The sequence below is a fragment of the Pontibacter qinzhouensis genome, from assembly GCF_008017455.1.
Classification (GTDB): domain Bacteria; phylum Bacteroidota; class Bacteroidia; order Cytophagales; family Hymenobacteraceae; genus Pontibacter; species Pontibacter qinzhouensis.
This window is the reverse complement of sequence record NZ_VRTY01000015.1, coordinates 1-23,189: the sequence shown is the minus strand read 5'-3', so window position 1 is coordinate 23,189 and position 23,189 is coordinate 1. Positions and strand designations below refer to the sequence as shown.

The following is a 23,189-nucleotide window of genomic DNA, read 5'->3' as shown; positions in this document are numbered from 1 at the left end:
AGCTATGTTTAAGATTCCTTGGTTTGTTAGTTATAACTTCATAAGCAATTTAAGAGTTGTTAAGCAGGCTGTACCACTAGCGTGCATCAGGAGCATTCACTACAAATTTCTGCTGTTCCAGCCTCTGCGCTTGTAATCTGGCAAGCGATCCTTTTGTTCTTCTGTTTCGGAGGTGCCATAGTCTCCATCCGTAAAGCTGCGGCTTTGCCCTGTCCAGGTTGTAAGCTCATAATCGGAGCCGTCGTTATAGTCTGAACCATAAATACCTGACCGCATGGGGCTACCGCTGAGGTGTGTTTCTTCCTGCCGTTGCTGCCTGTAAGTGTCTGGTGTCCAGCCTCTGCTACTGCCCATCTGCCTGGGCGTACCCATAGTACCTGTCTCACTGTAAATACCGCCACCAAAGCTACCGCCACCACTGCCAAAGCTGCCGCCTCCCATAGAACCGGAACTGCCCTGCCTGGCCGGATCGCTGTAGTTTATACCCGTAAAGGCTGCTCCGCTAATTCTGCGCTCTGCCTCACTGCCTCTCCCTGCTGATGAACCGTAAGTGGCATCCATGAAGTTGCGGCCATAACTGTTATCTGAGTATGAGCTGCCCGCGCTCTGCCCTCTTGTTTGTCCGAACTCCTGACGATGAAAAAACTGTCCTGATCTGAAATCTGTTGCTTCTTGATGATCAGCAGGTGGAGTGCCATAATCGCCGTAATCAGGTAGAGAACTGTAACGACCTCGGCTAAACCTATCTACATCAGAGTATCCAGACAGCTGGTTGTCCTGTCTGCGACGGTTTTCATCACCAGCATTACCTTCCCAGGCATGACGGATATTGTCATCAACCCGGCCTGAGAAATCTGCCTGGTTGCCGCCTGTCTTTTGACTTCTTTCAAAACCGTACGGATTGTCATGGTAGCCGTAGCCACCATCTTCGTTAATACGCTGATACTGTTTAGACATTGTCGTAGTTGATGTAAAATTTAACTAATACTTGTTATTTAGTTTAAACGCAGAGTTTACTTTCTGGTTGAGGTGTCAATGCATAAAAATTGGCAGTTCCTTAAATAAAATGCAACCTTCTGCATATACAGCAACAAATTATGTATCAACATGTTATAAATTTTAAAAAATCAGTTTTTACACGTACGGCCAGCACCGTAATTTATGCACATCAGGTTAAATACGCAGCCCAGTATTTCAGAAATTTAAAGTATCTGTTTCTACAAATCCGGCTGATTTTCGTAAAGCACTACTATAAGACTTTTTCGGTCAGATACATCAGATCTTTCCTGCACTTCCTGCCTTGCCCACCTAAACAGTAAGCAACGGGTAAATTTGTTTTATTAACATAACCTATATGAAAATTGTTGAAGTAAGGATTATGCGCGGTCCGAATTACTGGTCTGTGAAGCACCCCAAAATTATAGTTCTGAAGCTGCAAATGGAAGACCAGCAGGAGCTGACCACAAACGAGATACCCGGCTTCTCTGACAAACTGGAAAAACTATTTCCTGGCATGTATAAGCACCGGTCTTTAGAAGGTACCGAAGGAGGTTTTTTCAGGTTGGTACGCCAGGGTACTATTTTAAGCAAAGTAGTACAGCATATTGCCCTCGAACTGCAGACCATGGCTGGCATGGACTGTGGCTATGGCCGCAGGTACCCTGCTCCTGCACCCGGAGAAGATTTCGTGGTTTTCTCGTATCAGCAGGAACGGGCAGGAGCCTACGCCGCACAGGCAGCCGTCCGGATAACAGAAGCGCTGGCCAGGGGGCAACGGGTCAGCATTGTGCAGGACATAGCCCGGCTACACCAGATCAGGGAAGATGAATATTTCGGACCCAGCACCGAAGCTATTGTTATGGAGGCTGTCAGCAGAGACATCCCCTACATCAACAACCAAAAGCGAAACCTTATTCAGCTTGGTTATGGCATCTATCAAAAACATATTCAGGCGGCCATCACAAGCAACACCTCCTATTTTGCAGTAGAAAGTGCCGGCGATAAAAACGAGACAAAAGTTATTCTGGACGAGGCGGGTATTCCAGTACCCCATGGTAAGATCGTGTATAACACAACCGACTTAGAAGCCGCCATAGCAGAGCTGGATTACCCGATTGTACTAAAGCCGCTGCACGGCAACCAGGGCAAAGGAGCCAGCATAAACCTTAGAACCTGGAAAGAAGCCTTAAAAGGTCTGGCCGAGGCGCAACGCTTTTCTGAGGCTGTAATGGCAGAGCAATATATAGCTGGCGACGATTACAGAATGCTCGTAATAAACGGAAAGTTTGTAGCCGCTGCCAAACGCACACCCGCCATGGTAACCGGAGATGGCGTTTCTACGATACAGCAGCTGGTAAAGCAGGTGAACCAGGACCCCAGGCGCGGCATAGGGCACGAAAAAGCTCTGACACATATTAAAATAGATAAACTAACACGCTCCATCTTAAAAGATAAAGACCTTACCCTGAAATCGGTATTGCCTGCCGGACAGGTCCTTTTCCTGAAAAACACAGCTAATTTAAGTACAGGAGGCACTGCTACCGACGTAACCGACCTGGTGCACCCTTACAATGTGCAGATGGCTGAGCGAATAGCCGGCATTATAGGGCTCGACATTTGCGGTATTGATGTGATGACCACTGATATTGCCATTCCGCTGCCTGAAGCCCGAGGTGCAGTAATAGAGGTTAACGCGGCTCCCGGTCTGCGCATGCATATTTCGCCTACCGAAGGCCTGGCACGTAATGTAGCGGAGCCTATAATAAATATGCTGTTTCCGCATGGCAGCCCCAGCCGCATTCCTATTGTAGCTGTTACAGGCACCAACGGTAAAACAACCACCACCCGCCTTATTGCGCACATGCTCCGGCAAAAAGGCTACCAGGTAGGTTTTACCACAACCGATGGCATCTACATTCAAGAGAATAAGATTATAGCCGGCGATACCACCGGCTCGTTTAGCAGCGAGTTTGTACTAAAGGACCCTACTGTAAACTATGCCGTGCTGGAGTGCGCCAGGGGTGGCATCGTGCGCGCCGGCCTTGCCTTCAGGAAATGCGATATTGGTATTGTGCTGAACGTATCTGAAGACCATCTGGGCCTGAAAGACATTAACACGCTCGAAGATATGGCCCAGGTTAAAGCAGTTATTCCCAAAACTGTTTGTGCCGACGGCTTTGCCATACTAAACGCTGACGACGACCTGGTGTATGCCATGGCAGGTAACCTCGCCTGTAAAGTAGCATTGTTCAGTATGAATGAGCAGAATCCCCGCATCCTGAAACACATCCAGAAAGGAGGACTGGCGGCAGTATTAGAAGACGGCTTTATCTCTATTTTCAAGAATTCTTACAAAATGCGCATAGACCGGGTGGCCGACATACCTCTTACCTTTGGCGGACGAGCCCGTTTTAACATACAAAATGTGTTAGCAGCTACCTTGGCAGCTTATATAGCCCATTTCGAAGTTAATGAGATTAAAATGGCTTTACGCACCTTTGTGCCTTCCGCTGAAACCACTCCTGGTCGCATGAACTTATTTAAGCTCCCGAAGTCGGAAGTGCTCATTGATTATGCGCATAATGTGGCAGGCATGGAGGCTATAAGCGAATTTCTGAAGCAGGTGCCGGCAACACATAAAATAGGAATAATATCGGGCGTAGGCGACAGAAAAGACGAAGAAATTATTAAAATCGGTCAGCTGGCAGCCACCATGTTCGACTACATCATTATAAAACAGGATGTAGACTCGCGCGACAGGCATGGGCACCAGATAAACCTGTTGCTTCAGGAAGGCATTAAAAAAGGTGCTCCACACGTAAAGGTAACTGAGATTAAAGAAGAAACCCGGGCCCTGGCACATGCCCTCGAATATGCCCCGGCAGGCGCCTTTATTACCTTGTTTTCTGAGAATGTTCCAGAGGCAGTTAAAATGGTAGAAAGTTTCCGGATAATTCAGCACAGGAAGGCAGTATCTGAGTAAAGCAGCATAAGGGCTTTTGCGATTGAAGGTTCAAGAGGTTTTTTGTCCTGTCAGCAAGAAAAACCAAAAAAGTCAGAACCTGAATTTCTACTCAGGCTCCGGGGGAGTATGGCTGGCTTGTAAAAACACCCGGCAAAGGCAGGCAGTGCAGATTCTGTTGCCAGTGCAGTAAGTAAGACACCAAAAGCCTTTTGGCTTTGGTATCAAGACAGAAAGAACAAGCAAGCAAACTATACAAAAGCTTCGTGCCGCTGTTACAGCGTTAGCAGAAACTATTCTAACTTATTTCCAGAGCTGCCATTGCTGATGCATCTAGTGCATAAGATTCTTCCAGAATGACAGAGTGATCAGTACTGAACCAGAAATGAAAGAGTGATAGTACTGCACGGTATTATATCAACTCTACTAAGTTAGACGCATTCTCAACTTACCAGCCTAACCAACCTGCCATACAATTATTCAAATAAAAATGGCCTTCCAAAGGCTTTTAAGTAAAATAACCTCAAGGGTAAGACTTGCAAAAGGCAAGAAAACGTGTACGAAAACTTAGCTGTAGCGCGTGCGTAAGCACCTCTAACCAGCACATACAAAGCTGCTCAACCCATGATAGAAGAACGGCACATAATCGGCCACAGCATAGAAGAAATTTGCCAGAAGCTGGCAGAAGATATAGCGCAACAACAAGACATGTTCCAGTACCGGGCGCTACTGCAGCACCAGCAGTACCCGGTTTATTTTCAGTTAGACATAGACCTCGGTGGCGGCTTCGAAAGTGGCATCTCCACCACCCTTTTTAGTGCCGCTTTGCAACAGGAAGGTAATTACAGGTTTAGTCTGCAGCAACAAGGCTTGCTGGAGGAAGTAGGCAAACTGCTTGGTATGCAGGATGTAAAGGTAGGGCACCCGGAGTTCGATGCACACACGCTGGTGCAGACAAACAACGAAGCCAAAGTTATCAGGATGCTAAGCCAGCCGGATGTGCGCCAGCCACTGCTGCACCTCTCAGATTACAAGCTGGAACTGTACCTGCCGGAGGAGCCAGGCGAACCTGCACGTCTCGATTTATGGATACAGGAAGCCATTACAGATCCAGGGCAGCTTTGCCAGCTGTACCATACTTTCCTGAGTTTCCTGGTATTTGCCACCACCGATAAAGAACTTTAGTCTTCGGAATTAAAAGTAAGTTGTGGAACGGAAAATACACATTGGCACCTCGGGCTGGCACTATAAACACTGGATGGGAAACTTCTATCCGGAAGGAGTGAAACCTAAGGACTTCACGAGTCATTATGTGCAGCATTTCAGCACAGTCGAGGTCAACAACTCGTTTTATAAACTCCCTTCCGCCGAAACATTTGCCAACTGGCGTAAGAGCGTACCACCCGATTTTTTGTTTTCGGTAAAGGCCAGCCGGTACATTACGCACATGAAAAAGCTGAAGGACCCGCAGCAGAGCATTGCCCGCTTTTTCGAGAACGCCAATGCTTTAGAAGAAAAGCTGGGGCCAATCCTGTTTCAGTTGCCTCCGGGCTGGGCCGTTAACGAAACCCGGCTGGCCGATTTTCTGGCGGCACTCCCCTCGCACTACCGCTACACCTTCGAGTTCAGGCACCACAGCTGGTACACCCCTGGCGTACTGGAGCTACTACGAAAGCACCAGGCAGCCTTTTGCATTTACGAACTCGAGTGGCACCTCTCGCCCATGGAAGTAACCACCAACTTTGTGTACGTGCGGCTGCACGGCCCCGAAGGCAAATACGCTGGCAGTTATACCGACGACACACTTCGCTGGTGGGCCGGCAACTGCAGAAACTGGCAGCAGCAGGGACTGGATGTGTACATCTACTTCGACAACGACCAGTATGGCTTTGCTGCCTTTAACGCCAGTCGACTGCAGGAAATCCTGAGGGAACAAAGCGCATGGTGAATTAGCTTTTAAAATTAATAATTGTTTAAACAACAACAGGCTTTAGACGAAGCAGAACAATTTTAAGCAGCAGCTGTTATGGCTATAGCAAGTGGTACTGTTATAACTTTACGTTATGACTAATAACAGATAGTAATTAGCTAATATAACCCTAAAAACGTTACTTTGTGTACTTGCAGTAGAGGAGCAGTCAGCTCCCGCAGCACAAGCAAAATACAGTATAATATGATACAGACAGATATATGCATAGTAGGTGCAGGCCCGGTAGGTCTGTTCGCTGTGTTTGAGGCCGGACTTCTGAAAATGCGTTGCCATGTGGTAGACGCTTTACCAGCTGTTGGTGGTCAGCTTACAGAGATTTACCCTAAAAAACCCATTTACGATATACCTGGTTTTCCGGAAGTGCTGGCCGGGGATCTTGTTAAGAACCTGGAGAAACAAATTGCCCCCTTCCACCCTACCTTTACCTTAGGGGAGCGTGTAGAGGAGCTGCAGAAACAAGAAGACGGCTCTTTCATCGTCATCACTTCTGAAGGAACAGAGATAGCCTGTAAGGTGGTGGTAATAGCCGGTGGGCTTGGTTCTTTTGAGCCCCGCAAACCAGCCATCGAGAATCTGGAACATTTCGAGGGTAGAGGTGTAACCTACATGGTGCGCGACCCGGAGTTGTTTCGAAGCAAAAAACTTGTAATTGCCGGTGGCGGCGACTCTGCCCTCGACTGGACGATTTACCTCTCAGGGCTGGCTGAAGAACTTACCCTGGTGCACCGTGGCACCACTTTCAGAGGGGCTCCCGAATCTGCCGAAAAGGTGCTGACACTGGCGGAGGAAGGTAAGATAAAACTTTTGCTCAAGTCGAATGTGGTAACTGTGCAGGGCAATGGCAAGCTCAACGCCGTTTCTATTGCCGTTGATAACCAAGAGCATTACAACCTCGAAACCGATTACCTGATTCCGCTGTTCGGGCTGGTGCCAAAACTGGGGCCGCTGGAGAACTGGGGACTGGAGCTCGACAAAAACGCCATTGTCGTAAACACCCTCGACTACTCCACCAACATACCGGGCATTTACGCCATCGGCGACATAAACACGTACCCCGGCAAGCTGAAACTGATCTTGTGTGGGTTCCATGAGGCGGCTTTAATGGCGCAGAGCGCTTACAATATCATAAACCCTGGCAAAAAATATGTACTGAAGTACACCACCGTAAACGGAATTCAGGAGCTATAATGGAAGATGCCATAACAATTTACGTGGAGCAGGAAAACGGAGAGCGCGTTCCTGTAGAAGCCCCAACAGATATGGGCCTATCTGTGATGGAAATATTAAAAGCCAGCGAATACGATATACCAGCCATTTGTGGCGGCATGGCCATTTGCGCTACCTGCCATGTGGAGGTACTGGAAAGTGGCGAGCTGCCAGAGCCAAGCGACGATGAGGCTTTTATGCTGGAATCGTTGCCGCACGCCACCGAAAATAGCCGCCTTTCCTGCCAGCTCCGCATCGGGCCTGCTCTTGAGGGGTTGGTGGTGCGCCTGAAGCCGGAGGCTTAATTGAAGAGCCGATCCTTGTTAGAAGCTAAGTACTTTTAAATAATAAGTGCCAGATAGACCCTGAGAGAAATTTCGATAAAAAACCTTTGGAAGGCTCTTTTCATTGGAATAATTGGAGTTTGGCATTTAATCTTCCCTACTTTATCTGACAATCTAACTTAAATGGCCTAAACGCTACTTGTTTCTGATCTCTGCACGCTATTCTGCAGAGATCAGAAACAAGTAGCGGCTCTTAATTCATATTTCCTCGCTGGAGGTATTTTTTAATGCAGTGCACCGATCCGGAATTTTCGGCAAACGGATGAAAATCTTCCAGCATCACTACTCTAAAGCCAAGCTCTTCCCATAGTTGCCTGTTCGCTTCGTCTGTTTTTTTCAGTTCGGGCCAGCTGCCGTGGCCATAACTAGGCAGCCAGATAGTTTTATCCTGAATACTTTTAATCTCTACCAGTGCATTGTTGGAGGTGGCATAGTACCACTTCCGGGTTTTCTTTTCTTCATCGTCCAGGCACGTAACAGGCAGCGGGTTCCGATAAACGACAAAGCCCAGCCCTTGCAGATACTCCGCTATATCATCGAACACATCAGGGATACTGTACTGCATCAGTTCCTCGCCAAGAAGTTCTGCCGCCATGCGGGTATCACCGACCACTAACTGGTACTGACCTTGGCTGTTGCGGCCTGCAAGTGTAATAAACATATCGATGTGGAAGAGTGGCTGCACCGTTCCCTCCTGGTTTTTGGTATGAAAGGTTTCTGTCCATTCGATGCCGTTTTTTCTGAACTTCCTGATTTCCTCACCTGGCACATACAAGGTGGAGCCCACAAATATAAGCCTGCGCTCTTTGTCGAAGTACTGCTTAAAAAGTTTGGCAACTGTTTCGGTAGCTGATACACCATTTTGCAGTGGCAGCACTCCCTTCAGATCCAGCATAGAATCGATGCCATAGTCGGCACCCATCAAAAAGAAATCATCGCCTATAAGAATGTTGCCACCTTCAAAATATAGAGGTATGGTTACGCGCGTATGGCCCAGGGCGCGGCTTGTCAGGTAACTTACCAGGCTATCGGCCCCGCGCCTGTTGGAGTGTGGCTGCACCAGGTACCTTTTCCCATCGCTTTTGTCGGTAATAACTTCGTAAGCATCTTCGGCCCAGATATACATATGGTAATGCGACGGTACTTTGTGCAGGTGCGCCTTTTGCTCCAGCCCGTTTTGTTGCAGCCATAGCGCCACCTCCTCTGCTACCTGCTCATGCACCATGAGCTGCAGTTGGGTATAGACAGGTAATTTCAGAAACAGATCTTTATAGGCCTTCCAGAGTGGATTATCTGTTCCTTCCAACACGTGGTCTGGTATGGTGAAGATGATGGCTTCCAGGCTCCCATCGGCGCTGGGTGTCATGCTGGGTTGCTGGGGCAGGTGCAGAAACTTTTCCAGAAAGCCCATGGCAATAGCCCGCCGCCGCATGCCGCTTTCGGGCAGGTCTTGCTGCGTTTCGTTAAATAAGCCTTCTACAAGGGAGTAGTGTCTTTTCTTTAGCGGAAACTTTTCGGACATACGGCTGTTTTGTTAGTGTACCTTTGGCTTACGCAAAAAACGGAAGCTGTTTGCTTATGAACTGCTAAATATTCTCTTGCTGCTCTTGAACTGCCTACAGCTCCAAATTATTCTAATGAAAATGGCCTTCCGGAGGTTAAAAGCCATTTAAAGAGCTCAGGCCAGCCAAGCTTAAAATTAATTTTTTGCGCTACGAATTGCCCATAAAAGACCCAGACTCTCACTTTTCTCATCCAATCCTTTTGTGAAAAATTCGCGCTTGCAACAGCAAAATTTAAACCTGAACTTCATAAAGCTGCCATAACAAATCAGCAACATCTAATTAAAAACGACTGAGAATGCTTGTAAATAGACCATTACAGGACCTTATTCATCATTTTTAATTTGAATTTGGCGAAGTTCCTTAGGGATAAGTCCATAAAAAAGCAGCGGCAGATAAGATTATCTGCCACTGCTTTTTTATTATCAGCAAGTTCGTTGTACTTCCTGTACTTCTTACCTTCAACACAATTTTAATTATAAAGTCATGCTCACATTCGTGTAGTTAAATAACTGGTTCGTCTCTATCTGAGTCGAGCCGGTTTCTTCTTCTGGCTTCGTCATCGAGGTACGTATCATCGTCCAGGTCGGCTGGCCTGTCTGGATTGTTCGGCGTTAGCTCTGTTATCTCCACATCGGTTTTATGAACTGTGTCTCTAATGGTTTCTTCATGTTCTTCCACCTCTTTGCGAATAGTTACCTCCTCTACCACGTTAGCTTCTTTAGACACCACAGGCACCTCTGTATGTTCTGTAATCTCGATTTCACCTTCTTTAAATGTATCCAGATCTGATTCGGAAGCTGGCCTGTTTACGGGCTCACGATTAACATAAACGGACTCTTCGCGCAGCGTTATATCTTCTTCTACAGGACGCTCTGTAATTTTAGAGCGTATGCGGGCACCGCCAGTCTCGATGGTGCGCTTGCCAACCTGCAAGTCTTCCTCAATAATAGGTATAGAACCTGTGCCTGTGTCAGAAATATCAGTGGTGTCTGTTACGGGAGGTGTGCCGGGTTGTCGCCTGCGGTACAGGTTATCTTCGTTGAAAAACTCCTCATCGTAGTTATAGTCGGTGTCTTGCAGAGAAGTGGTTGCAGCGGCACCTGCTACTCCGGCCGCTCCCAAGCCACCGAAAATGTTCCTAACCTGCAGTTCATGGTCGCGATCCAGGCTCCCTCTCCTGTACTCAGGCAGTGTCTGCAGCTGGTCGGCCGTAACCTGGCTCAGGTACACCAGGTCATCTGATTCGTGCAGTTCTGCAGCTCCGATTGGAACAATCACATCACGCGGCTCCAGGTCGAATACATTTCCTTCCAGATCGAGCACGATGTAACGTACTTTAAGCGCTGAAGGGTCAAATATCAGTTCATCGACTTCGCCAATTGTTTCGTCTTGGGCATTTTTCACTTTCCAGCCCCTAATGTCTGGTTGTCCGTCTACAATTTCGTAATCGCTGCCACCCAGTTCTATTAGCTGATTGTTATTATTTAATTTTTCGTTCTCATTCATAGCTTTGATATTGTTTAGAAGAGCAAACTCCTCTTGTTTCTAAAATCTAACAAGTTATTCATTATTGGCGCCACGTCGGGCTACAATTTCTACCCGGCGGTTTTGCTGCCGTCCTTCTGCTGTTTCGTTAGAGGCCACTGGCTGCGACTCCCCAACCGGATGAACTGAAATTTTATCATCGTCGATGTCGGTGTTCTGAGTAAGCCAGCTTTTAACAGATTCGGCTCGTTGCTCCGCCAGCTCTTTGTTATAACCGGCACTGCCCTGCGTATCGGTGTGACCATAAACTCGTATATCGCCACCGCTGAAACGTTGCCCAACAGAAGCGGTTATCTGCTTTAATTTAGCTTCTGCTCCGCTTCGTAAGTTACTCTGATCCACATCAAAAAGTATGGTTTCGTCTAAGCTGTAAATTGCGTAATCTTCGTTTCCGCGCACTTCTATGTCTCTGTCAGAAATTTCGGAGTAAGTGGCGCGTGGCGCGTTAAAATTAACGGTATTCCAGTCGCGGTCGCGGGTCGTAGCGGCGGCTGTGGTATCGGTCGTGGCCGGATCTGTTGTCTCAACCCGATCGTCGTCGTTACAGCCTCTCATCAAGAAAAATAGAATTGCAATTGCAAGTGCTACTAAAAGAATCCAAAGCCACCCTGGTTTGTTCTTTTTTGGTTGTACATCTAAATCTGCCATAGTGTAGTTTTATTTTGTTTAGAGATGATAAGGATGTTTGAAAAGTAATACTTGTACGCCCTATTTCTGTTCTTGTTCAGAAATTATTAAAATAGTAATACTTACCAATCTATAAAAGAGTAGCAGCTATTTTAGCCAGGCCTAACTACCTGTTGCACAAAACCCAGCTTACAATAATTCTAAAAATATAGTTTTACTAACTTCTTCCGTTTTTGAATAAATCTAATGTAAAGATTTAGTAAATAAGCAGACCAACAGAGATACAACAGGCAATTTCGTTATAATTCCAAGTATTACCTGCCTGCCTGACCGTGCTTTTTCTAGCCTAAGAAGATTTGTATTTTATGGCTAGCAGCCACAGCACAATTAACGCCAGCTCTGCCAGACCATCGAGCATGTATACATTCCAAATCACATCGTTAAGGGCATAAAAAAGTCTATAAATGCCATGCTGGCTGCCCCACCCACACCTAACCAGATAATTTCAGGCGTAACGCGCCTGTGTAGGCCTGCCGCCAGCAATGTGAAACCGATAACCGTTAATAGCAGCCCCACGGTGCGCACTAACCATAAGTCTGTTTTTGGACCAGATACCCATATAAAACTTGGCATATGCACCAGTGGCCATATGCCGGTTATGGCCCAGTAGCTCCCTTGTAGTTTCGAGACGAAAGAAGGTTTTATCATAGTAGTATGTAGTTACAACATTGTGCTGTGCAACATAAAATGGGTTGAGTTAAAGCCGGACTTCAGAAGCCTTTAAATCCGGGAGTGCCGCTATAGACTCTCTCTTAACCTATCGGAATTACAAATTGCACTGTTACCTGTTAAAGAACACAAGACGCAGGCCACAAGATTATCCTTATACTGCTAAAATGGAAAAATCCACTATTGATTTCCGATGAGTTGTGTCGCTATCAATAATTCTATTGGTTCTAATTCGTATAAAAAATAAAAATAGTTCGATTAGTAAAGGAAGTGGTGTAGGGCAGGCAGGCTTGTTCCTTTTTACCCTTGAGGCTTTGAGGGCTCATTTTCTTCTGAAGGCCTATTTCATTCAAATAATTACCAGTTATGGCTAACCCTTGGCAAGGCCAGCATCGTATTTTTCAGAATGGTAATTCAAACTATTTCTATGCTATGAAAATTAAAGATAGAAAAACCATTTACGAAGGCTTTTATACATTCAGGAAACTGATTATAGAACAAGATGGGGAAACCTTTGAGCGGGAACAATTTGAAAGTGGCCATGCTGCCGCTGCCATTGTGTACAACACCGACAAAGACGCTTACCTGTTTGTGAAGCAGTTTCGGTATAGTGCCGGCATGGAGTTGCTCGAAGTAGTGGCTGGCGTGGTAGAGGACCACGATCCGGAAAAAACCATCCGGAAAGAAATTGAAGAAGAAACAGGCTATGCAGTAGATCATGTAAAGCATATCTGGGATTTTTACACCTCGCCGGGAGCCTGCACCGAAAAGGTATTTTTGTTTTATGCAGAAGTAAGCAAAAAGAAATCGGAAGGTGGTGGGCTTGATGAAGAGCACGAGCACCTTAAGGTACTGGAACTACCTATGGAGGACCTGCTGCTTCAGAAATGGGCTGACGCCAAAACCATTATTGCCGTGCAATGGCTGGCAGCACAGGAGCAGGTTTTCCTGAAGAAGCCTGAAACCAAACTCTAAGCGCATGCGGGTTAGTTGTGGCTGATGCTATTGCTTATCCAATTAAAAATTAGAATTTCAAAGTTACAAATTAGGAGTAAAAGCTAAAAGCAAATAAATAAGCAGCCTTACTTATCTAAAATAAAGCTGATTTTGGAATATGTTCTGTTAGGTTAACCCCGTTCCGATTATTTGAATGAAAACAGCCTCCGGAAGGTTTTCAGCAGAAATCAGGTCAAGGGCTACCAGTTAAAATGAATCTTCGGTTACAGCAGCTACCTGGTATTAAATATGCAGTTGGTCGTATATTGGCAGCGTGTAGCGCTCTCCCCGCGAAAGCAGGTGCACACGCATGTCCCGGACAGTGAAAGGTTCGCCAGTTTTGATTTCGTAGATATTCGTGTAGCTAATACCCATACCATCTACAACCGTTACTAATCCACTACCAAGTACTTCCACCTCTTTACCTTCCGTTACCAGAATGGCAGTATCTTCTTCCAGCCCAATGCCAATACAGCCCGGATTTGTGGAGATTGCCTGCGACATACGCACAATGCGACCTCTGGCAATAAAATGAGTATCTATGGCTACATTTTTCATAAACTCCAGCCCTGTTGTAATACGCACATCGCCTTTAATATAGCCGCCATGCGTTTCGCCCTCATATATCATGGGTGTTGACATGGCTGTGGCTCCGGCACTGGTACCTGCAATTATTATATCTTGAAAAGTGTAGCGCTCTTTCATAAGCTCTAAAGCAGGCGTTCCTCCCAGTATGGAGGTCAATCGCAACTGGTCGCCTCCAGTAAACATAATGCCGGCAGCCTGCTCCAGAATTTCGCAATAGGTCTCGTTGTAGGCATCTTTCCTTGCCCTGATGTCTATAATTTCCAGGTTTTTAACTCCAAGCTCTGTAAAAACTGCCTGGTAATCTTTGGCTATTTCATCGGGCACGGTAGAAGCCGTTGGCACTATCGCCACCAAGGGATTATCTCCGCGAAGTTCGGCTACAAAGCGTTTAAGTATTTCTTCGCTTATAAAGTCAATGTTCTTGTTTTGCTCCTCTTTAAGTTCAGCATGTCCTTTATCTTCTGCGCCTCCCATAGCCAGCAACCGGCCTTTTGGTATGGGAGCCTCTTTTTGTGAATTATACGTTTTTACCTGTTTTCGCTTCGTCATCCTTCTCAGTAGTATAAGTTATAAACAGAATAATATTAATTCGATTTAAATTACTCCACTTCCTTAGGGCTTTTTATAACTTTTAACCCGTGCTACAATAGTATCTGCCAGTGCAGGGTTATCCTTAAAAATTATCCAGCCCTCTCTCGACGATTCTTTCGGGGCAAAAGGTAACTGCAGATCCGCCGACTCCAGCTCCTGTCCATCCTTTTCGGTCCATACCTGAATAGTAACTTCCTCGGCCGTTTCTTTGCCCCTGTTTTCGACTTTTATATGGTACCGGTATGGCTCCAGAGCCGACGGGTCGAGGCGGTAATGCACCTCCAGTTCAGGCTTTGGATCTTTTTCTGCTGTGTAAGCCTGGTAGCCCAGGTACATGAATACGGCACAAATAAGCAAAAGGCTACACCCGAATACCAGCCACTCCAGCACATTTTTATCGTCGTCCCCTTCGCGAATATTCCTTTGCATATAGTAGTTACTTTATTAATAAACGGCCTGCCGATGCACCCAACGTAGCAATTACTCCCAGCACGATGCACTGCGAAACCGCCACATAAAAACTAACATTCTGAAACCTGCCAAAAAACCACAGGCACATAGCCGATGCCACCAGCGCCACCAGGTAGCTCAGGCAGGTATCGAAAGCCACATTAAACAGTTTTGACTTATGATTATGCTTTTCTGGTCCGTTTAAAACACTATAATAAATAGCTATAAGACTTAACACCACCGATAAAATAGACAGGAGCAGAATATGGTACGGCTCCGACTCAATAGCCAGTAAAATAACTTCTTCGGTAGGAGCTATGTTGCCGCCTACTATAATGGCTCCGCAAAAACTAAGTGCCAGCAGGCTGCTTTTGTCAGACCACCAGCTGGCCTGCCTTGGTTCGGCTGTTAGTTCTTCCGGCTTTTTGCCATTGTCTTTGTCGTTCTCTGAGTTAACTCCCAGTTGCGCCGTACCAATCGAAACGCCTATAGAGACGGCCATTGCCTCCAGAATTGTTTTGCCCAGCATTTCATCTATGGTCATGCCCTCCAGCCTTATTCGGTTCAGCAAAAATAAAACGACAAAAGACAGCACCAGGCCTATACCCATTTCCTCCACGGAGTCGATTAAAATACTGCGCCAGGAGGTTTCGGCACGCATACCGGCATAGCGGTTGTAGCCCAGCAAAAGCATGTAAGTAGTTACTATAAGCAGCAGTAACTGCAGGGGTGTTGCCGAGAAGCCTGCCCACCACACTTCCATGGTAAACAGCATCGGAAAACTAAACAAAAGGCCACCAATAATTCCTTGCCCGTATTCCCGAACCGACTTATGAATAGGCCTTTTTTTCTGTACCATATTTACTTATTGAACAAACTGCCAAGAATAAAAACCACCACGAAACAAGTACCTACATTATAAAACAGATTGTTTTTTTGCATACTGTGCTAATTTCTGGCGTATTTGCTTCCTATTTAATGAGGCAGCCTTACCGAAATACCCGATGTAACAAAATAATCAGGAGCAGCAGCATTTAATCGGGTGCCGACTGCCACATCGAGCTGCAGGTTGGGCAGCACCAGAAAGAGGATCCCGGCATCGGCCTGGTGTCCTGCCTTTTCTCCTTCCTCTTTACTACCGAAAACCTCGCCAAAAACACTTATTTTATCATGCACCTCATAGCTGAGCGAGGCGGTATATCCCGGCACTGAGTAGCCATCGGCCCAGCCATGCACCAGGTTGTAGGCCAGTTCCATTTTATCGGTAAGTTGGTGCGAAAGGTTTAAGCGCATATGAGGCTCCGGGTTAGCAGGCCTGAACTGGCGGTTACCCGTTGGCAACAGCACCCGAAAAAGAAGTGCCGCTTCTGGTCGCCAGCCACTCTCGTTCCATAATTTTACTTTGGCGCCCACACTCAACGGACCCATGCCCTGCAGTTTTCGGCGGTCGTTTTTCTGAATAACCGAATCGCGGTAAGCAGCCAAAAACAAAAGCTCCACATTTTTCAGCACCCCCACCCTAAGCAGCGCCGTTGGGTAGGCATGCGATTTTAGCTCTGTATCGCCCTGCGTATCTTTCTGAAAGAAAAACCCCGTTTCGAGTTGTACTGTTCTGCGTGGCACTATAGAAGACGACTCGGTCTGATCTGGCCTGTCAGTTTTCATTTCCGGTAACTCATCCTGTGCCATCGCCTGTAAAGCCAGGCCTAAAAAACCAATAATCAGTGTAATTTTATAAAATATAGAGATCGAGGTAGAAATTTGCATGTTTATGTACGTTGACTGCATCGCTTATACGTGCATTAACGAAAAGCGGCACTCCGCTGGCTCTTTACTTTTTAACCTGCTAAACTATCACCTCTTTCCAGCCTTATATCACTTCGTTTTCTCAACAAAAGTTATAGTTCTGTGGCTTTAAAGAATAAACCATTCACCTGTTATGAGGCAGGTAAAAACTTTCCTGAATTTAAACTTGCAAACCCTTTAGAGATAGAACACAAGAAGCAAGGCAGAGGATTAAAGTTTATCTTCTTCAGTTGGAATTGCATAAACCAACTGTTGATTTCGGAAAAGTTTTGTCGCAGTTATTGCCGGGTTCTGAAAGGCAAGAGTATGGAAATGCAGATGAGAAGAAGAATAAGGCTCAACCGAATTATTCTAATCAAAAAAGCCTTCAGAAGGGAAAAGGTGGAAATATGTTCAAGGGTTTAACCTTGGAATCAGAAACTCTTGATGGGCTGCTGGAAGATAAATCCGAAACAAAAAATAAGGAGAAAAAGGGAAAGATGAGGGAGCTGGCTTTCGGCATCTGCAAGCTTTTTCTCAAGCGCCAGCTCCCTTATCTGCACATGATACTGCTACCTAAAGCACCCAACAAAAGGCAGCATTCTCATGAGTTCAACAAAATTCAGTTATCACAGACCGGCTATCAGCCTTTAACCAACACCTTCGAATCACGCCTGGAGCTGAACTCAACCAACCAAAAGTTAGCTCCTGCAGCGTGTGCGTCTGCGACACTGTACCTACCTATACGGGCCCCCTAAAATTTGGTGAATGGATAATGAGAAAAAATAACGGTTGTTAGTAAAACCCGTTTTTGTTCGGTTAAATCTACGTATTTACCGTCACTTCTTAAGAGTAGCATCAATTTATTACCTAAACAAAATATCACAATTATTTTAATTAATTAAAAATCTTTAATATTTAATGTTTTAGCATAAAATACAAGCTATTCATGATTTAATTAAAAATTATAACTATATGAGAAATAATAAATTATAAATATCTAACTAAGGAAAGCAACATTTATAGTTATATTTTTCAAAGCTGATGCAGGATAAATTTAATTTAAACGGGCATTATTCTTGTAATCATCTCAGCACACCAAAAAACATGGAATATGAAAAAATTATGGCTACTGCTGCTGCTGGCAGCAACCGGGACTACTATGGCCTATGCTCAAACAGAACAGGGGAATATGGTGATTACTGGGAGAATCGGAGGAAGCTTATCCTCAAATGAAATCGAAGACAAGGATTATCCTGACGGTTTTAGGCGAAAATCATCTTCAGTATCATTTCGTCCGTCTTTTGGTTATTTTATTCAGGACAGACTCGAAGTAGGATTAAGTCCGCAAATCTATTTCTCGAAAAGTCACGAAGCTTATAGCGGCGTTGACAATATATACCGCAGTAGGTTCATTGGATTTGCTCCCTATATTCGAAAATACGTTGTTCTGTCAGACAAGTTGATGGCGCACGGCACCGTCACAGCCTCTGCAGGCTTCAATACCTCCTGGACAGACAATGATTCTATTCGTAATCCAACAAAATACAAATCTACCGATCTAGGGATCTCTATATTTCCAGGAATAACTTATTTTGCCACTGAAAAAATAGGAATTACAGCCACTATTGGGAACTTAGGCTACATGCGCTATATGTCCAAAAGAAGGGAAGGGGTAAAGAGTTTGGTACAGCAAAATTTTATTGCCGATATAAGCTTTAGCAGTTTTACTCTTGGAATTAATTATTTTATCGGACGATAAATTGTAAAGGTATGAAAAGACTTATTCCAATTATTGTGTTATTGCTATTAAGCACAATAGTAGCCTCAGCACAAACTTCAGCCGGCACATATAGTTTAACGGGAAGTGGCTATTATAAGACTAACAATTTTAGAGAAACAGATGAGGCTGAAACTTCTTCAAGCATCTACAATTATATTTCTAGGGAACTCCAAATTAGTCCAGGTATAGGATATTTTGTTTTAAATAATTTAGAAGTAGGTATCTTAGGCTCTATTTCACAAAACCGTTCTATTACCGCTTATAATTATCAGGAGGATTCTTCTGATAATTATAATTACAAAAGCTTTGGCAAGAGTATTACAAATCAATTCGCAGTTGGACCGTTTGTGCGTAAATATTTCTTTTTAACTGAGCGCTTCGCTTTGACTGCTACTTCTGCTTTTAATTATAGATTTTCTTACGCCAGAAATACTTTGGAGTATACAAAATCTCAAGGAGAAGAAATTAATAATTCATCCGATGGTCCCAATAGTAATAGTCTTTCAATTAGTTTAGGCGCTGGGATTATGTACTTTGTAACAGGTAAATTTGGAATTACTGCTGGCTTAGGTTCTATTTACTACAGCAGAAGCAGCACAAAAGAAAATAGAACGACATATGAAGGTGAAGTTTATGCTTGGAAGAGAAAGGAAAATTCCGGTGGTTTCAGTTTTTCTCCCCAGTACATTAACCTAGGCCTCAGCTATTACTTCGGCGGCAACTAGAAACTTACATAAACAAAAAGGCCCGATGCTACAACTCGCACCGGGCCTTTTTCATTTATAGCACTTCTCCCCTACCAGCCACTGGCCAGTACATCGGCTATGTGCATGGTTTTAATTGTCTTCTTCTGTTTCTGAATGTAGGCTTCCAGGTGCATCAGGCAGCTGGTGTCTGTCGAGAGAATATAGTCGGCTCCGGTGGCCAGGGCATTCTCTACTTTCTGCTCCGCCATCGCTACCGAAATGGATTCAAATTTAACGGCGAAAGTACCACCAAAGCCGCAGCAGGTTTCGTTGTCTTCCATCTCTACCAACTCAAGCCCCCGCACACTTTGCAGCAGCGCCCTTGGGCCAGCCTTTATGCCGCACTCACGCAAGGCACTGCAGGAGTCGTGGTAGGTGGCGCGCCCCAGCAGCGAGGCATCCGGGAAAGAGGTAACACCCATCACATCTGTCAGGAATTCGGTAAATTCGTACACCTTTTTCTGCATCGCGCGGTACTTCACCAGCTTCGACGATTTAACGAAAATATCCTGGTAGGCATTGCGCACCATTCCTACACAAGAGGCTGAAGGAGCTACAATATACTCGGAGATATCGCTTGAAAAATCATCCAGAAATTTGTTGGCTACCTCCCGGGCCTCATCAAAAAAACCAGCGTTAAAGGCAGGTTGGCCACAACAGGTTTGTGCCGGATTATAGTGCACATCGCAGCCCAGGCTCTCCAGTACCTTTACCATGTTCATGCCGGTTTCGGGGTAAAGCTGGTCTACAAAGCAGGGAATAAATATATCAACAACTACTCTTCTTCTTGCCATAATTATAAGAAAACGGTGCCGGAGCGGGCCAAAGCCTCTTCGAGCGCCTGCTTGTTCAGGCCCAAATTTAAACCAATATTCTCAAAGTAGGCTACTAAATTTTCGGTGGGCATATTGCCTACCAGTTCATCTTTGGCCATGGGGCAACCCCCGAAACCCCGTAAAGCCCCGTCAAAACGCTGGCAACCGGCCCGGTAGGCGGCATCTACTTTATCTTGCCATGTTGCTGGAGCCGTATGCAGGTGTGCCCCAAACTCCAGATCAGGGAAAGCCGGAATCAAGTAACTGAAAAGTTCGGTAATAACACCAGGATCAGCGACACCAATGGTATCAGAAAGCGAAACGATCTGCACCCCCAGCTGCTGTAACTGCTCCACAAAACTCCTGACCGTAGCGGCACTCCAGGGGTCGTTATACGGGTTTCCGAAGCCCATGGAGAGGTACACGACCAACACCTTGCTTTTCTGGTGGCACAGCTCCTGCATCCGGGCCACCTCCTGCATTGCCTCGGCTATGCTTTTGTTCGTGTTGCGCCGCTGAAACGTTTCTGATACCGAAAGCGGAAACCCAATGTAGCTTATTTCATGGTAAGCAGCCGCTTCGGTAGCACCACGCATATTAGCAACAATGGCAAGCAGTTTAGAGACAGAATTCGCCAGATCTAACTGCGCCAGCACCTGCGCCGTGTCGCGCAACTGTGGAATAGCCTTTGGCGAAACGAAGCTGCCAAAATCGATGGTATGGAAGCCAACTTTCAGCAGGGCCTGCAGGTAAGCTACCTTAGTTTCGGTTGGCACAAACTGCACCAGCCCTTGCATGGCATCTCGGGGGCATTCTATAAGTTTCATTGGTTGGCTTCTACTTTAATTAAGGTTTTTATATATCAGTTTGGTATGGCTTTCAGCACACGGTCAGCAAAAAAAAGAATCATCAAGCCTTCGCTAAATTTTCACATTTATCTTCTGGAGGCCTTTTTCATTCGAATAATTTGAAAATTAATATCTATAGCTTTGCCGTTTAGAATACAACATGATTTTTGGTATATCACATTACATCCTCTCTTTTCCAGCTAAGGATAAAGCGGCATTTTTATTATAGCCTTATTTTCCTGTTCCTACTGTTACAAAATTCCGAATTTAAAGAAATACAGGTGAGGGCAATCAGTAACCTTGCGCAAACATTGTTTATATTGTAGTTATCTGTTCTGACATTTTACGTAGAATTCATTTAAAGATAAATTTATTTCAATGGGATTATTAATCACCTATCTGTTGGTTGCGCTGTTTTTCTCTTTCTTGTGTTCAATTCTTGAAGCGGTACTACTGAGCATTACACCCTCGCATGTGAGCATTACGGCTAAAAACAACCCGGCTCTGGGTAAAAGCCTGATAGATTTTAAGGATAACGTTGATAAACCACTTGCCGCCATCCTAACGCTTAACACCTTTGCCCACACCTTAGGAGCTGCCGGAGTGGGTGCCCAGGCACAGGCCATCTGGGGCGATAAGTATTTATCTGTTGTTTCGGGGGTGCTAACCATCATCATCCTGATTTTCTCGGAGATCATACCTAAGACACTCGGAGCAAATTACTGGAAGCAGCTGACACCCTTTACCGTGCCCGCTCTTAAAATAATGATTTACTCGCCGCTCTACCCCATTATATTATTTTCTCAGTTTATAACCAAGCGCCTCAAAAAAGACAAAGGCCGCAGTATATTGAGCCGGGCAGATTTTACGGCAATGGCCGAAATCGGGATGAAAGAAGGTATTTTTAAAGAAGGCGAATCGCAGATTATCCAAAACATACTCCGGTTCAACAACATCCTGGTTCGGCATATTATGACGCCACGCACTGTTATAAAAGGTGCCCCCGAAGACATGACCCTGAATGAGTTTTTTAAGCAAACCACCAGCCTCCGCTACTCCCGCATACCAGTTTACACCGAAAGCCTGGACCACGTAAAAGGCTTCGTGTTAAAAGATGAGGTGCTCTACAAGCTCATCCAGAACAAAGGGAACATGCCCTTAAAAAGCATTAAACGCGAAATTCAGATGGTGCCTGCTTACATGCCAATACCGACGCTGTTTAACCGCCTGATGGAGCAGAAGGAGCACGTGGCCCTGGTGGTGGATGAATACGGTGGCACAGCCGGCCTGATAACCATGGAAGACATTATTGAAACCCTGCTCGGCATGGAGATAATTGATGAAATGGACGATGTAGCCGACCTGCAGACCTGGGCCCGCGAAAACTGGAAAAAACGGTCAGTTAGGCTCGGCATCCGAAACGATGACCCGGAAGAGCAACCAGAGTAAACACTGCCCTGGTAACCGCAGCTCCGGCAATTTTTTCAACTGGCATTACGTCGCCTCTGAAAGCCTTGGTAAGGCTAACTGTTATAAATTAGCAACCAGTAACCAATCAATTGTAGAAAAAGATGCGTTGAGGGCCAATGAAGTGCCTTTTTCTACATTTCGAATTTTGGATTTGCAAAGTGCCGTATCATGTTTGAAAGCATCCGCAACAAGACTTCAGTATATATGCCTCAGCTCCGCGAGCTATACGAAGCTGCTTTTCCTGTAGCAGAACGTCGCGAATTTGAGCAACTGCTGGCGCTGCTCGAGGAGCCAGACATGCACCTGCATGCAGCATTGGAGCAACAACAGTTAGCTGGTTTTTGTATATTCTGGGAATTGCCCGGGTTCCTTTTTGTGGAGCATCTGGCTGTAGTGCCGGAGCAGCGGGGTCTTGGCCTTGGCACAAAAATAGTGAAGTGGCTACAGCGAAAGGCATCCGGAAAGCCGCTGTTCCTGGAGGTAGAGCGCCCGGTTACAGACACGGCCCGCAAACGCATCGTGTTTTACGAGCGGCTCGGTTTCACCCTCTATCCAACCTTCGACTACCTGCAGCCAGCTTACTCCCGCAGTGGACAGCAAGTGCCCCTTTACCTGATGAGTACTTCTCCCCCATCTTCAAAAGCAGATCTTATAGCAAAGGCCAGCCTTATAAAGAGCTTTGTTTACGAACAATTCTACACCTGAACCCTTGACCCTTTTTAGTATCAAATAGCTTTGGAAGGGCATTTTTATTAGCATAATTTAAAATCTTACCCGCTGCTGCGACAGAAAAGCAGGTGCGCGCCACAACCTCTCTTTCCCAGCCTCTACAGGAGCTGCCTACCTGCTTTGACTGAACTTGCTGAGACTCAACAAAATTTACTTTCTGGTATATTTAAAAATATTAATTTATTTATAAATAATAGTCAAAACCTTCCGTTTGCGGGTGCATTTCCGCTTGCCTGCAGCCTACAAAATCATAACTTTGTAAAAGAGAAAGTAGAGGCAGATGCGTTACTGCAGCAACTTCACTTACTTTACGCAGTTTAAGTACCCAAGCACATGGCCCAGCAATTTTCGAGGCAAAACCAAAACCCGTTCGAGGATTTCCAGTCCCCGATGACTCTTTTTGAGCTGCACCAGCAGATTA

The 23,189-nt window shown here is 45.6% G+C and carries 23 protein-coding genes; 12 read left to right on the top strand and 11 right to left on the bottom strand.

The features are described from left to right. Positions 1-99 precede the first annotated feature (99 nt). A complete protein-coding gene (locus FVR03_RS05785) occupies positions 100-957 on the bottom strand; it encodes a hypothetical protein (protein WP_147920787.1) in 858 nt (285 codons plus the stop codon). A gap of 397 nt (positions 958-1,354) precedes the next feature. On the opposite strand from FVR03_RS05785, the gene cphA reads away from it, so the two are divergent. The 5 genes from cphA to FVR03_RS05760 all read left to right on the top strand — a co-directional run bounded on the left by cphA (position 1,355) and on the right by FVR03_RS05760 (position 7,462). Continuing rightward, positions 1,355-3,982, top strand: coding sequence for a cyanophycin synthetase (gene cphA / locus FVR03_RS05780; RefSeq protein ID WP_147920786.1), 2,628 nt, complete (start codon positions 1,355-1,357; stop codon positions 3,980-3,982). A 603-nt stretch (positions 3,983-4,585) separates the two neighbouring features. Then, complete coding sequence (locus FVR03_RS05775) at positions 4,586-5,146, top strand: hypothetical protein (RefSeq protein WP_147920785.1); 561 nt, start codon at positions 4,586-4,588, stop codon at positions 5,144-5,146. Between the two features lie 22 nt (positions 5,147-5,168). After that, positions 5,169-5,909 (top strand): DUF72 domain-containing protein, encoded by a 741-nt coding sequence (locus tag FVR03_RS05770; RefSeq protein ID WP_255474084.1) that lies wholly within the window; start codon positions 5,169-5,171, stop codon positions 5,907-5,909. A gap of 225 nt (positions 5,910-6,134) precedes the next feature. Further along, on the top strand, positions 6,135-7,139 hold the full coding sequence (locus FVR03_RS05765; RefSeq protein ID WP_147920784.1) for an NAD(P)/FAD-dependent oxidoreductase: 1,005 nt from the start codon (positions 6,135-6,137) through the stop codon (positions 7,137-7,139). Beyond that, positions 7,139-7,462, top strand: a complete 324-nt coding sequence (locus tag FVR03_RS05760; protein ID WP_147920783.1) for a 2Fe-2S iron-sulfur cluster-binding protein — start codon at positions 7,139-7,141, stop codon at positions 7,460-7,462. Before FVR03_RS05765 ends, FVR03_RS05760 begins: the two co-directional genes overlap by 1 nt. 232 nt (positions 7,463-7,694) lie before the next feature. Here the strand turns inward: FVR03_RS05760 and FVR03_RS05755 are convergent, their stop codons facing one another. The 4 genes from FVR03_RS05755 to FVR03_RS05740 all read right to left on the bottom strand — a co-directional run bounded on the left by FVR03_RS05755 (position 7,695) and on the right by FVR03_RS05740 (position 11,946). After that, positions 7,695-9,023: a hypothetical protein gene (locus FVR03_RS05755; RefSeq protein ID WP_147920782.1), complete on the bottom strand. Its 1,329-nt coding sequence runs from the start codon at positions 9,021-9,023 to the stop codon at positions 7,695-7,697. A gap of 544 nt (positions 9,024-9,567) precedes the next feature. After that, positions 9,568-10,572, bottom strand: a complete 1,005-nt coding sequence (locus FVR03_RS05750; RefSeq protein ID WP_147920781.1) for a DUF2382 domain-containing protein — start codon at positions 10,570-10,572, stop codon at positions 9,568-9,570. Positions 10,573-10,626: 54 nt separating this feature from the next. After that, positions 10,627-11,166, bottom strand: a complete 540-nt coding sequence (locus tag FVR03_RS05745) for an OmpA family protein (RefSeq protein WP_255474083.1) — start codon at positions 11,164-11,166, stop codon at positions 10,627-10,629. 504 nt (positions 11,167-11,670) lie between these two features. Next, positions 11,671-11,946: a hypothetical protein gene (locus FVR03_RS05740; RefSeq protein WP_255474082.1), complete on the bottom strand. Its 276-nt coding sequence runs from the start codon at positions 11,944-11,946 to the stop codon at positions 11,671-11,673. 453 nt (positions 11,947-12,399) lie between these two features. Between FVR03_RS05740 and FVR03_RS05735 the strand changes: the two genes are divergently transcribed. Further along, positions 12,400-12,942, top strand: a complete 543-nt coding sequence (locus FVR03_RS05735) for an NUDIX domain-containing protein (protein WP_147920779.1) — start codon at positions 12,400-12,402, stop codon at positions 12,940-12,942. A 264-nt stretch (positions 12,943-13,206) separates the two neighbouring features. On the opposite strand, the gene FVR03_RS05730 is transcribed toward FVR03_RS05735, so the two are convergent. The 4 genes from FVR03_RS05730 to FVR03_RS05715 all read right to left on the bottom strand — a co-directional run bounded on the left by FVR03_RS05730 (position 13,207) and on the right by FVR03_RS05715 (position 16,359). Beyond that, positions 13,207-14,100: a cyanophycinase gene (locus tag FVR03_RS05730; protein WP_147920778.1), complete on the bottom strand. Its 894-nt coding sequence runs from the start codon at positions 14,098-14,100 to the stop codon at positions 13,207-13,209. Between the two features lie 63 nt (positions 14,101-14,163). Continuing rightward, the gene (locus tag FVR03_RS05725; RefSeq protein WP_147920777.1) at positions 14,164-14,571 is read right to left on the bottom strand and encodes a hypothetical protein; all 408 of its coding nucleotides are present in this window, start codon (positions 14,569-14,571) and stop codon (positions 14,164-14,166) included. Between the two features lie 7 nt (positions 14,572-14,578). Beyond that, a complete protein-coding gene (locus FVR03_RS05720) occupies positions 14,579-15,451 on the bottom strand; it encodes a TIGR02587 family membrane protein (RefSeq protein WP_147920776.1) in 873 nt (290 codons plus the stop codon). A gap of 116 nt (positions 15,452-15,567) precedes the next feature. Next, a complete protein-coding gene (locus tag FVR03_RS05715; RefSeq protein ID WP_255474081.1) occupies positions 15,568-16,359 on the bottom strand; it encodes a transporter in 792 nt (263 codons plus the stop codon). A 269-nt stretch (positions 16,360-16,628) separates the two neighbouring features. On the opposite strand from FVR03_RS05715, the gene FVR03_RS05710 reads away from it, so the two are divergent. From FVR03_RS05710 to FVR03_RS05700, 3 genes are all read left to right on the top strand, one after another. After that, positions 16,629-17,135: a hypothetical protein gene (locus FVR03_RS05710; RefSeq protein ID WP_147920775.1), complete on the top strand. Its 507-nt coding sequence runs from the start codon at positions 16,629-16,631 to the stop codon at positions 17,133-17,135. Positions 17,136-17,491: 356 nt separating this feature from the next. Beyond that, positions 17,492-18,139 carry an outer membrane beta-barrel protein gene (locus FVR03_RS05705; protein WP_147920774.1) on the top strand — a complete coding sequence of 216 codons (648 nt, stop codon included), beginning with the start codon at positions 17,492-17,494 and terminating at the stop codon, positions 18,137-18,139. A gap of 11 nt (positions 18,140-18,150) precedes the next feature. Continuing rightward, entirely contained in the window at positions 18,151-18,885 is a 735-nt protein-coding gene (locus FVR03_RS05700; RefSeq protein WP_147920773.1) for a hypothetical protein, read from the top strand. A 71-nt stretch (positions 18,886-18,956) separates the two neighbouring features. On the opposite strand, the gene FVR03_RS05695 is transcribed toward FVR03_RS05700, so the two are convergent. Together FVR03_RS05695 and FVR03_RS05690 are read right to left on the bottom strand one after the other, a co-directional pair. Further along, positions 18,957-19,700, bottom strand: a complete 744-nt coding sequence (locus tag FVR03_RS05695) for a (Fe-S)-binding protein (RefSeq protein ID WP_147920772.1) — start codon at positions 19,698-19,700, stop codon at positions 18,957-18,959. A 2-nt stretch (positions 19,701-19,702) separates the two neighbouring features. Then, entirely contained in the window at positions 19,703-20,548 is an 846-nt protein-coding gene (locus FVR03_RS05690) for a hydroxymethylglutaryl-CoA lyase (RefSeq protein WP_147920771.1), read from the bottom strand. A gap of 399 nt (positions 20,549-20,947) precedes the next feature. On the opposite strand from FVR03_RS05690, the gene FVR03_RS05685 reads away from it, so the two are divergent. From FVR03_RS05685 to FVR03_RS05675, 3 genes are all read left to right on the top strand, one after another. Continuing rightward, on the top strand, positions 20,948-22,018 hold the full coding sequence (locus FVR03_RS05685) for a CNNM domain-containing protein (protein WP_147920770.1): 1,071 nt from the start codon (positions 20,948-20,950) through the stop codon (positions 22,016-22,018). Between the two features lie 189 nt (positions 22,019-22,207). Further along, positions 22,208-22,744, top strand: coding sequence for a GNAT family N-acetyltransferase (locus tag FVR03_RS05680; protein ID WP_147920769.1), 537 nt, complete (start codon positions 22,208-22,210; stop codon positions 22,742-22,744). Positions 22,745-22,888: 144 nt separating this feature from the next. Continuing rightward, complete coding sequence (locus FVR03_RS05675; RefSeq protein WP_147920768.1) at positions 22,889-23,089, top strand: hypothetical protein; 201 nt, start codon at positions 22,889-22,891, stop codon at positions 23,087-23,089. Positions 23,090-23,189 lie beyond the last annotated feature (100 nt).

What these genes read in the sequence shown, in the direction of transcription:
- FVR03_RS05680 (WP_147920769.1), top strand. Translation starts at nt 22,208, where the DNA reads ATGTTTGAAAGCATCCGCAACAAGACTTCAGTATATATGCCTCAGCTC.
- FVR03_RS05745 (WP_255474083.1), bottom strand. Translation starts at nt 11,166, where the DNA reads ATGAGAGGCTGTAACGACGACGATCGGGTTGAGACAACAGATCCGGCC.
- FVR03_RS05705 (WP_147920774.1), top strand. Translation starts at nt 17,492, where the DNA reads ATGAAAAAATTATGGCTACTGCTGCTGCTGGCAGCAACCGGGACTACT.
- FVR03_RS05695 (WP_147920772.1), bottom strand. Translation starts at nt 19,700, where the DNA reads ATGGCAAGAAGAAGAGTAGTTGTTGATATATTTATTCCCTGCTTTGTA.
- cphA (WP_147920786.1), top strand. Translation starts at nt 1,355, where the DNA reads ATGAAAATTGTTGAAGTAAGGATTATGCGCGGTCCGAATTACTGGTCT.
- FVR03_RS05755 (WP_147920782.1), bottom strand. Translation starts at nt 9,023, where the DNA reads ATGTCCGAAAAGTTTCCGCTAAAGAAAAGACACTACTCCCTTGTAGAA.
- FVR03_RS05700 (WP_147920773.1), top strand. Translation starts at nt 18,151, where the DNA reads ATGAAAAGACTTATTCCAATTATTGTGTTATTGCTATTAAGCACAATA.
- FVR03_RS05690 (WP_147920771.1), bottom strand. Translation starts at nt 20,548, where the DNA reads ATGAAACTTATAGAATGCCCCCGAGATGCCATGCAAGGGCTGGTGCAG.
- FVR03_RS05785 (WP_147920787.1), bottom strand. Translation starts at nt 957, where the DNA reads ATGTCTAAACAGTATCAGCGTATTAACGAAGATGGTGGCTACGGCTAC.
- FVR03_RS05760 (WP_147920783.1), top strand. Translation starts at nt 7,139, where the DNA reads ATGGAAGATGCCATAACAATTTACGTGGAGCAGGAAAACGGAGAGCGC.
- FVR03_RS05715 (WP_255474081.1), bottom strand. Translation starts at nt 16,359, where the DNA reads ATGCAAATTTCTACCTCGATCTCTATATTTTATAAAATTACACTGATT.
- FVR03_RS05735 (WP_147920779.1), top strand. Translation starts at nt 12,400, where the DNA reads ATGAAAATTAAAGATAGAAAAACCATTTACGAAGGCTTTTATACATTC.
- FVR03_RS05730 (WP_147920778.1), bottom strand. Translation starts at nt 14,100, where the DNA reads ATGACGAAGCGAAAACAGGTAAAAACGTATAATTCACAAAAAGAGGCT.
- FVR03_RS05685 (WP_147920770.1), top strand. Translation starts at nt 20,948, where the DNA reads ATGGGATTATTAATCACCTATCTGTTGGTTGCGCTGTTTTTCTCTTTC.
- FVR03_RS05750 (WP_147920781.1), bottom strand. Translation starts at nt 10,572, where the DNA reads ATGAATGAGAACGAAAAATTAAATAATAACAATCAGCTAATAGAACTG.
- FVR03_RS05775 (WP_147920785.1), top strand. Translation starts at nt 4,586, where the DNA reads ATGATAGAAGAACGGCACATAATCGGCCACAGCATAGAAGAAATTTGC.
- FVR03_RS05720 (WP_147920776.1), bottom strand. Translation starts at nt 15,451, where the DNA reads ATGGTACAGAAAAAAAGGCCTATTCATAAGTCGGTTCGGGAATACGGG.
- FVR03_RS05740 (WP_255474082.1), bottom strand. Translation starts at nt 11,946, where the DNA reads ATGATAAAACCTTCTTTCGTCTCGAAACTACAAGGGAGCTACTGGGCC.
- FVR03_RS05765 (WP_147920784.1), top strand. Translation starts at nt 6,135, where the DNA reads ATGATACAGACAGATATATGCATAGTAGGTGCAGGCCCGGTAGGTCTG.
- FVR03_RS05725 (WP_147920777.1), bottom strand. Translation starts at nt 14,571, where the DNA reads ATGCAAAGGAATATTCGCGAAGGGGACGACGATAAAAATGTGCTGGAG.